Annotated in this window: 3 protein-coding genes and 2 pseudogenes; all 5 read left to right on the plus strand. The window is 48.6% G+C overall.

Annotation, left to right across the window (positions count from 1 at the left end):
- Positions 1-3,132 (plus strand): T6SS effector BTH_I2691 family protein (locus tag B0H98_RS17090; RefSeq protein WP_106376206.1); only part of this gene is annotated, 3,132 nt, incomplete at its 5' end.
- Positions 3,133-3,154: 22 nt separating this feature from the next.
- Entirely contained in the window at positions 3,155-3,898 is a 744-nt protein-coding gene (locus tag B0H98_RS16740; RefSeq protein ID WP_146130273.1) for a hypothetical protein, read from the plus strand.
- A gap of 708 nt (positions 3,899-4,606) precedes the next feature.
- Positions 4,607-5,008 (plus strand): hypothetical protein, encoded by a 402-nt coding sequence (locus B0H98_RS17020; RefSeq protein WP_146130274.1) that lies wholly within the window; start codon positions 4,607-4,609, stop codon positions 5,006-5,008.
- Between the two features lie 269 nt (positions 5,009-5,277).
- Positions 5,278-5,787: pseudogene (locus B0H98_RS16750) on the plus strand (contractile injection system protein, VgrG/Pvc8 family); the annotation flags it as partial.
- A gap of 358 nt (positions 5,788-6,145) precedes the next feature.
- A pseudogene (locus tag B0H98_RS17025) lies at positions 6,146-7,032 on the plus strand (hypothetical protein); the annotation flags it as partial.

A 7,032-nucleotide genomic window follows, 5' to 3' on the forward strand; every position in this document is an offset into this window, starting at 1 on the left:
GATGGCTGGCTTTACGTCTGGGTAAGCGAGGAGGGAGAGACGCGTCTTGATGAGTACCTCATAGAAGGCGCTACGTTCAATGGGGCTTCTCACTTAACGTATCCTACCTACGTTTCTATCGCCATGGCATACTCTTCCGTGAAGTGGACGGAGCGTATTCGCGAATACGTGCTGGAAAACGCTGACGTTCGCCAACGTAGGATGCGTTCTGTCGACTTGATAGCGGCGATAAATACCGTGGGCGATTGTGCATCGCTTGCCCCCCATGCTGGCCCGATCACGCAGCTTGGCGAGCAGGTAGCGGATATCACGCCCAATGGCGCGGTGGATGGGTTTACCAGTACGACGGTGTCGACAGCCGAAAGAGAAGAGGCGGCGGGTAGTGACGGGGGCGACGAAGAGGAGAGTCTTTATCCTTTACTCGCCGTAAAACCCGAAATTACTCACGACAGCGTATTAGAAAACGTTACGAAACACGATGAAGCGATTTTTGTTGCGCTTGATGATGACTTGGGAATTGTCAATGATTTGATCTTTACGCTATTGGGGCGGCAACTTGAGCTTGAGGCCTTTCTGGATGAGCACGGCCATCGTTTAGAGACGGCATTAATCACTCAAACCTTATGTGGTCTGGATGAAAGTGGTATGCCAGATCAAGTGCGGCAAGACCCAGTTAAGTTACGTCATGCCCGAGAGTTGATTCAGCAACGATTAGAAGCTATGCGGTTGCAAGAGGTTGCTGCCACCATGAATCGCAGCGCGAATATCGGACGTCCTGATCCTGTTGTAGAGCTCCAATATGAAGCGCAGTTATCGACTATTGATGCCGAATTAGAGGCACTGGGTATTGACCCTCCCAATAGTGATGACTTAGAAGCTTTGGAAAAGAAAAGTCGCTGGATTCATGATGTGCGATACCAGGAGGCGGTTGGGTATATCAATGCCTATCAGCCACAACTTGAGCGCTTACAGAGTCACGTGAAAGTCAGCCTTGATGATACGTTAACCTGGCTTGACCGGTTGCCAGCTGAGGGGGGAGCGGTGTGCTATGACCCCTGTGAACAGCAGCAAAGCCGAGAATTGTTAGAATTTGCTTTTCTAGTGAGCCAGGCGGTCGGCGCTACCGAAACAGGGCGAGAGTGGCTGACAAAAACATTCCTTGAGCGTGACACGTTGATTGGCACTAGCCTGCTCAATTTTACGCCTGCATTAGGCACTGCTTTTGACGCCATTGCCCACGAGTGGTCAGAAGGTAATGCACCCGGAGAAGAAGACGGGGGGATCAGTATTGGCAGGGCTACGGACATTGGAAATGTCGTGGGTAATCTCAAGAGTGTGTTGGATCTTGAAAGTGTACAGCAGTCGGCGCTCTACCAGCAGCTCTCTCGCCCGATAAAGGACAGTTTTGAGGTAATGCAAGTCGTTGTAGCAGGTACTGGTAAAGCCGTCTGGGAAACGCTTGCCTATCAAGCGCTGCCTGCTACGGGCGCGGGCGCTCAGGTTGGTGCTCAAGCGGTAGTGAGAGGAATTACCAACGCAATGCTGGTCGCGTTCATTCATCCAGATAATTTAAACGTAAACTCACGCTTAGTACGCACTGAAGACTTCGAGGCTCGTCACCGTCGCTGGCGAGCTGACATAATACGCCGTGAGAATCGATTAAGAGGTCAGCAAGATGCACTTGCTAGGCCGGCCACACGTCAAGCGCGCGCTTCTCAACTTCGAGATATTAGCGCCCAACAGAAAGCCCTTGATGATCTTGGCACAAAAGAACCCAAGCGCTTTATGGCGTATCAGGGCGCAGGTGCTGCAGGAGGTTTGACCGAAACACTAGGTTTTGACGAATTACGTGAGCAAAATCGGTTACGTACCGAGCAGGTAGCAGGCGGTGTGGCCGCTGCTCGACAGCGGATGACACGCTGGATGGATAGTCGGGGCATCGGTGGTTTGCCGCTGCTAGTGGCTGTACTTAACCTGTTAAATGTTAGTGACAGCATTCTTACCGCTCAGAAAGAAGGCGTGAGTCAGGCAGATATGGAAAAGATTGCCAGCCAAGCGGGCTATGCCACAGCAGCAGTTTTGTCACTATGGGTTATGCCTTACTGGCAGCGCTACGCTAATCGTACAGCAAGTTTTGGTACAAGCACTTTAAAAATAACGCAAGCAGGAAGCCAGCGTTGGTTAAACGTTGCAGGAAATACAGAAGTCTCTCGCTTAGCTGGGAGGATGGCCAACCGGGTGGCAGGAATGGCCGCGTTTGCGGCGATTGGCGCAGGTATAGAAACATGGCAAATAGCACAACAGTACGGAAAGGCTTCGGGTAATGATGAACAAACAGCACTTTTGGCTAAGGGCTTAACAACTACAGGTATGACAATTGTTGGCGGAACCCAGCTATTGGGAGGGCTAGTTGGTCGCTGGCTTGCCTTTAGTTGGATATTAGCACCTTGGGCTAGTTGGGCGTTACTAGCCCTCAGCGTAGGCTACTTAATCTCCTCCATGCTAGCCGATTACTACAGCCGTGATGGTGTGCGTCTCTGGCTTTATAAAAGCACCTGGGGCAACGCCAAAAAATGGTCGGATAGCGACGAAGATAACACTGCTGAATTACGCGCTTTGAACGAGGCATTGTTTGCGCCTTCCCTCAAGCTAACTCCGGTAGTGAAAACAGAATTTGATATGTCACGGACTATGTCACAGTACTCTCCGGGTAAACGGGTCTCAACTCTACAAGGATATTGGGTTCAGTTGGCCCTGCCCGCTACGCTGGCGGGGGAGGCTATCTCGGTGTCTGAGCAAGTAGCTGGTGGCTTTTGGGCGCCTTCTGCAAGTTTTCAAGAGCGCCCGCCACAGGGGGAAGCACGGGAACTGCCCGGCGTCTGCAATTACCAGGCAGATGATCCGTTACGAGTGTGGCAAGCGTGGCTTCCTGCTGAACGGCTGGCAGCCGGAGAGCCCTTTCTAATGGAAGTGACCTATGATGAAGCCATTTATAGTGATACCAATGGAGGGCTCAGTTTCACTTTCTTTAAACCGGAACCCAGTCAGGGTAAACGCGACGTAGAAGTGAGCGAACACTATCGCGGTACCGACAACTCCATCAAAGTTCCCCTGACGGTACCTACTGTTTAACTAATTAAAGAGTTTAATGAAAATGTGGTTTATTCAGCCCAAGCGGGATTATGTAGCCGAAATGCCATGGAAGTACACGGATGAGGCAGCGATAATGACATGGCAGATCCGTACTAGAGATTACTATACGCTTCCAGCTAATATTATTCTGCTCATCATGACTCTTGTTTCTATGCTGATAGGGTTATGGTTTGCATTTGGTTGGGGTCTTGAAGGCATAATTAATAAGATCTTTATTAGTGGAGGTATATTCCTGTTTAGTATTCTTATTACCATGAGTATGACTCACCAAACAGCAATCATTGTTTATAGGCTAACGGATAATCGTATAGAAGCATTTTCCTGGAAACCACAAGTTGATTCAGTCAAACCTGTCATGAAATGGACGGCTATAGGGTCTGGTGTAGTGGTGATGCTTTTAGTGTTCATTAATCCTGGCTTTATTGTGGCAGCAATTGGACCCGTTGGCATTGGTATTGTGGCGGCGCTGATGGGTAATTCTAAAAGTTACCAGTCCATGGCGCGAAATCAGATGGAATATGAGATTGCATGGAGGGAGGCGAAAAATATTTATGCTTACTCAGACAGAAATATAATTGGTTTAAACTTGTACTGGAATAATCCTGATACAGGCGAGGAAATGAAGAACTTTGTGAAAGCTATATTCATACCCAAGAGCAAGTACGATGATGTTCTTGACTATTTTAAATTGAATATTCCTGATGCGCCGGTAATAGAGGGGAAATTTGACGTTTATCATGTTTAAAGCAATCAAAGTTTCTTGCTTTTCTTGTGTAGATAGGCTGTGAATTTAATTGTAACATGCCTGATGATTAATGATTGTTGGTAGCCTCTGCCTACTTAGTTTGTTTCCCAGATTGTATCAGGTTCACCGGCATGAGGCTGGTGGAACCTGCTGCAAGTTTTCAAGAATGCCCACTACAAGGGGAAGCACGGGAGCTGCCCGGCAACTCCAATTACCAGGCAGATGATCCATTACGCGTATGGCAGGTGTGGCTTCCCGCGGAACAACTTGCAGAAGGAGAACCTTTTGTAATAGAAGTGGCCTTTGATGAGGCTATTTATAGTGACACTAATGGAGGGCTAAGTTACACCTTCCATAAAGCGGGACCAAACACCTAGTGGGCATGTTCGGGGTCACCAGTCGTCTGGATCAATTGGCTGCCTGGGACATGCTGCAACGCTTTATGGATACTTCTCAGCCCTTACCAGACTCCCCACAGTGGGAACGGTTCCGTCCGCTGGACCCGACCACCCTGGAATGGGATAAATAAACAGGGCGGCCACCCCGTTATTGGCGGGATATTGATGATGAAACGTTCAATCAGAAAATAGCGAAGCTGCAGGATCGCCTTTCGGCGTTTTATTTCGGTTAAGCTTCTTTTGTGTATTTGTTGTAGTGCGTCGAACTCTAGTGACGCATGCGCTAGTTTTAAGGGATGGTTACAGTTATATGGAAATTGAAATTATTGATGCAGAATTTATATTTTTTTCTCTTTCGGCAATAGCATTAGTGGTTGGTGTTTTTTCGCTTGTAATATGGTGGATAGCTTTAGCTTTAAAAATGAAAGAGATTGATAACTGCTTTGAAAGCCCCGATTTTCCTTTAAGAAGCTATGTTGGAATTTGGCCGTGGGGAATTAGTAAGTGTCTTAGCTATGGGGTCTTTCTGTTGTTTAGAGATAGCAATTATGTTAAGAGAAAGCATCCGCTGGCATGTAAAAATATAGTTGTAGAAAATATTCCTAAGAAAATAAGATTTATAGTGGCTTTTCCTATATTTACTGTAATGCCTTGTGCAATCATAATATGGATAGGTGGGACGTTTCTTTATATAAAAGATTGGATAATGTGAAAAAAAATTATTTTAAAAATAAGGTAAATGTAATGTGCCTGCGAATTGGCAATGTGATTTATGTTTTTTACAAGCTTTTAAAGAGCTTAAGGTTTTTGTTAAGTGAACCGTCTCGAAATAGGTAAGTTTCTATATTATACCAAAATAGAAGCATCCGAAGATCTATTGGATCGTTAGCGAAATAAAGAGGAATGCTTGATAATGAGTAAATCAGACATGCTGATTTTATAAGCTCAGGAGAGCAGCGACTTTATTTTTAGTTTAAAGGCCCTCAAGTGCTCGCCAATCTAGGCGAGCCCACCTACCACAGCCGCGCCGGCGGCACCGCGCCTACGCGCCATGTGCGCAAGCTCAGCCATACCGCCCGGGTGGCCGCGGCCACCGCGACCCTGAAAGACTACAGCTTCAAGAACCCGGCCTACGCCCAGCTGCACGAACACCTGGGCCGTGACGTTGAAGCCCACGGCCAGCAGACCGACTACGAGCACTTCGATTACCCCGGCCGCTACAAGCAGGACGCCTCCGGCCAGCCGTTCACCCGCATCCGCCTGGAAGAGCTGCGCCGCGACGCCATCACCGCCAACGCCGAAAGCGACCTGCCGGAACTCGCTCCCGGCGTGCGCTTTAGCCTGACCGATCACGACACGCAAAGCCTCAATCGTGACTGGCAGGTGGTGGCCGTCCACCACACGGGCGAACAGTCCCAGGCGCTGGAAGAAGATGGCATGACGCGCTACGTCAACCAAGTCACCCTCATGCCCGGCGACGCCCCCTGGCGCGTTCCATAAGGACGGGTACTCTCAGTGGATAGAAGAAGACAACGAGTTGGATGATAGGGTGCAGCCGTTATTTGAGCGTAGCACAACGGATGGCCGGGAGTACTACCTCTATACCCTGCAACCACTACCCAGCAGGGGTCTTGGCGTAGCCGAGAGCGCCGTACCCAGCATAAACTAAAAGTATGCGTGCAGTGGCAGCGCCAAAACGAACGCCAAAATAGTGTCGAGCTACCGCGAATGTTACCAGCACCTAAGCCGACCCAAGTAGCCAGCGCGAATCCATTAATCCCAGACTTTACCCGTACAGAGCAACCCTATTGGGCGGATGAAACGACCCATCAGGATAATGAGAGTGCGAATGACTGATTTAACACCCATTAGCTATGCGGAAACCGCGCATACCTCAGAGAAATTTTTATGGCTGCGTTCAGAGCCTTGCCACCACGGCAAGCGCTTTCGCTTAACCGCGGCTTCTGGGCAGCAACTGACCTATCGCCATCCAACCGAAGCCTTATTCCCAGCCCGAGAGCTAGTGGATATGCCACCTAAACGATTGCGTGAGCTTGAGCAGATGCCCAATCACTCCCCTCGACCAAGCGACCGCCCTGAGCATCCGCTACGATGGGATGAAGAATGCCTGCGCTATACAAGTCAGACTAAAACTAATTTTATAATTGGAGTTGTTAGAGCGTTTGGTTTTATAGGGTTGGTTTGGATGGTGCCAGTTTGCATTGTCAGTGTTAGCTTTATGTCCATATCTTATATAAATAGCCAACCTGACTTGTCTTTCTGGAGTGATTTTTTTAGCTATTCAGGATGGGATATTTTTTTCTTTCTTCTAGCTTTTTCAATAATAGCTTGGGGAGGTGCAAACTTACTTTATCGATTTTTTCCCGACTATACTTCTGGCTTCCAGCCAGGCCCTATGTGGGAGTTAAATCGACGTACGGGCATGGTCAAAGTGTTTGCTAATTCAGCTAAGAAAAGCACCGCTTGGAAGGTGGCACATGAATTACCTTTCCATGAATTTGATTGTTATATTCAAAGCTCTCCTTCTTCTCAAGGCATTGCGCAATATAACTTGAGCTTAGTGCATTACAGCTTAGAGGCCCATGTTGCGCTGGTGGGCATGTTTGGGGTCACCAGCCGGCTGGATCAATTGGCTGCCTGGGATATGGTACAGCGCTTTATGGATACTTCTCAGCCCTTGCCAGACTCGCCACAGTGGGAACAGTTCCGTTCGCT

This window comes from Vreelandella songnenensis, assembly GCF_003002925.1.
GTDB lineage: Bacteria > Pseudomonadota > Gammaproteobacteria > Pseudomonadales > Halomonadaceae > Vreelandella > Vreelandella songnenensis.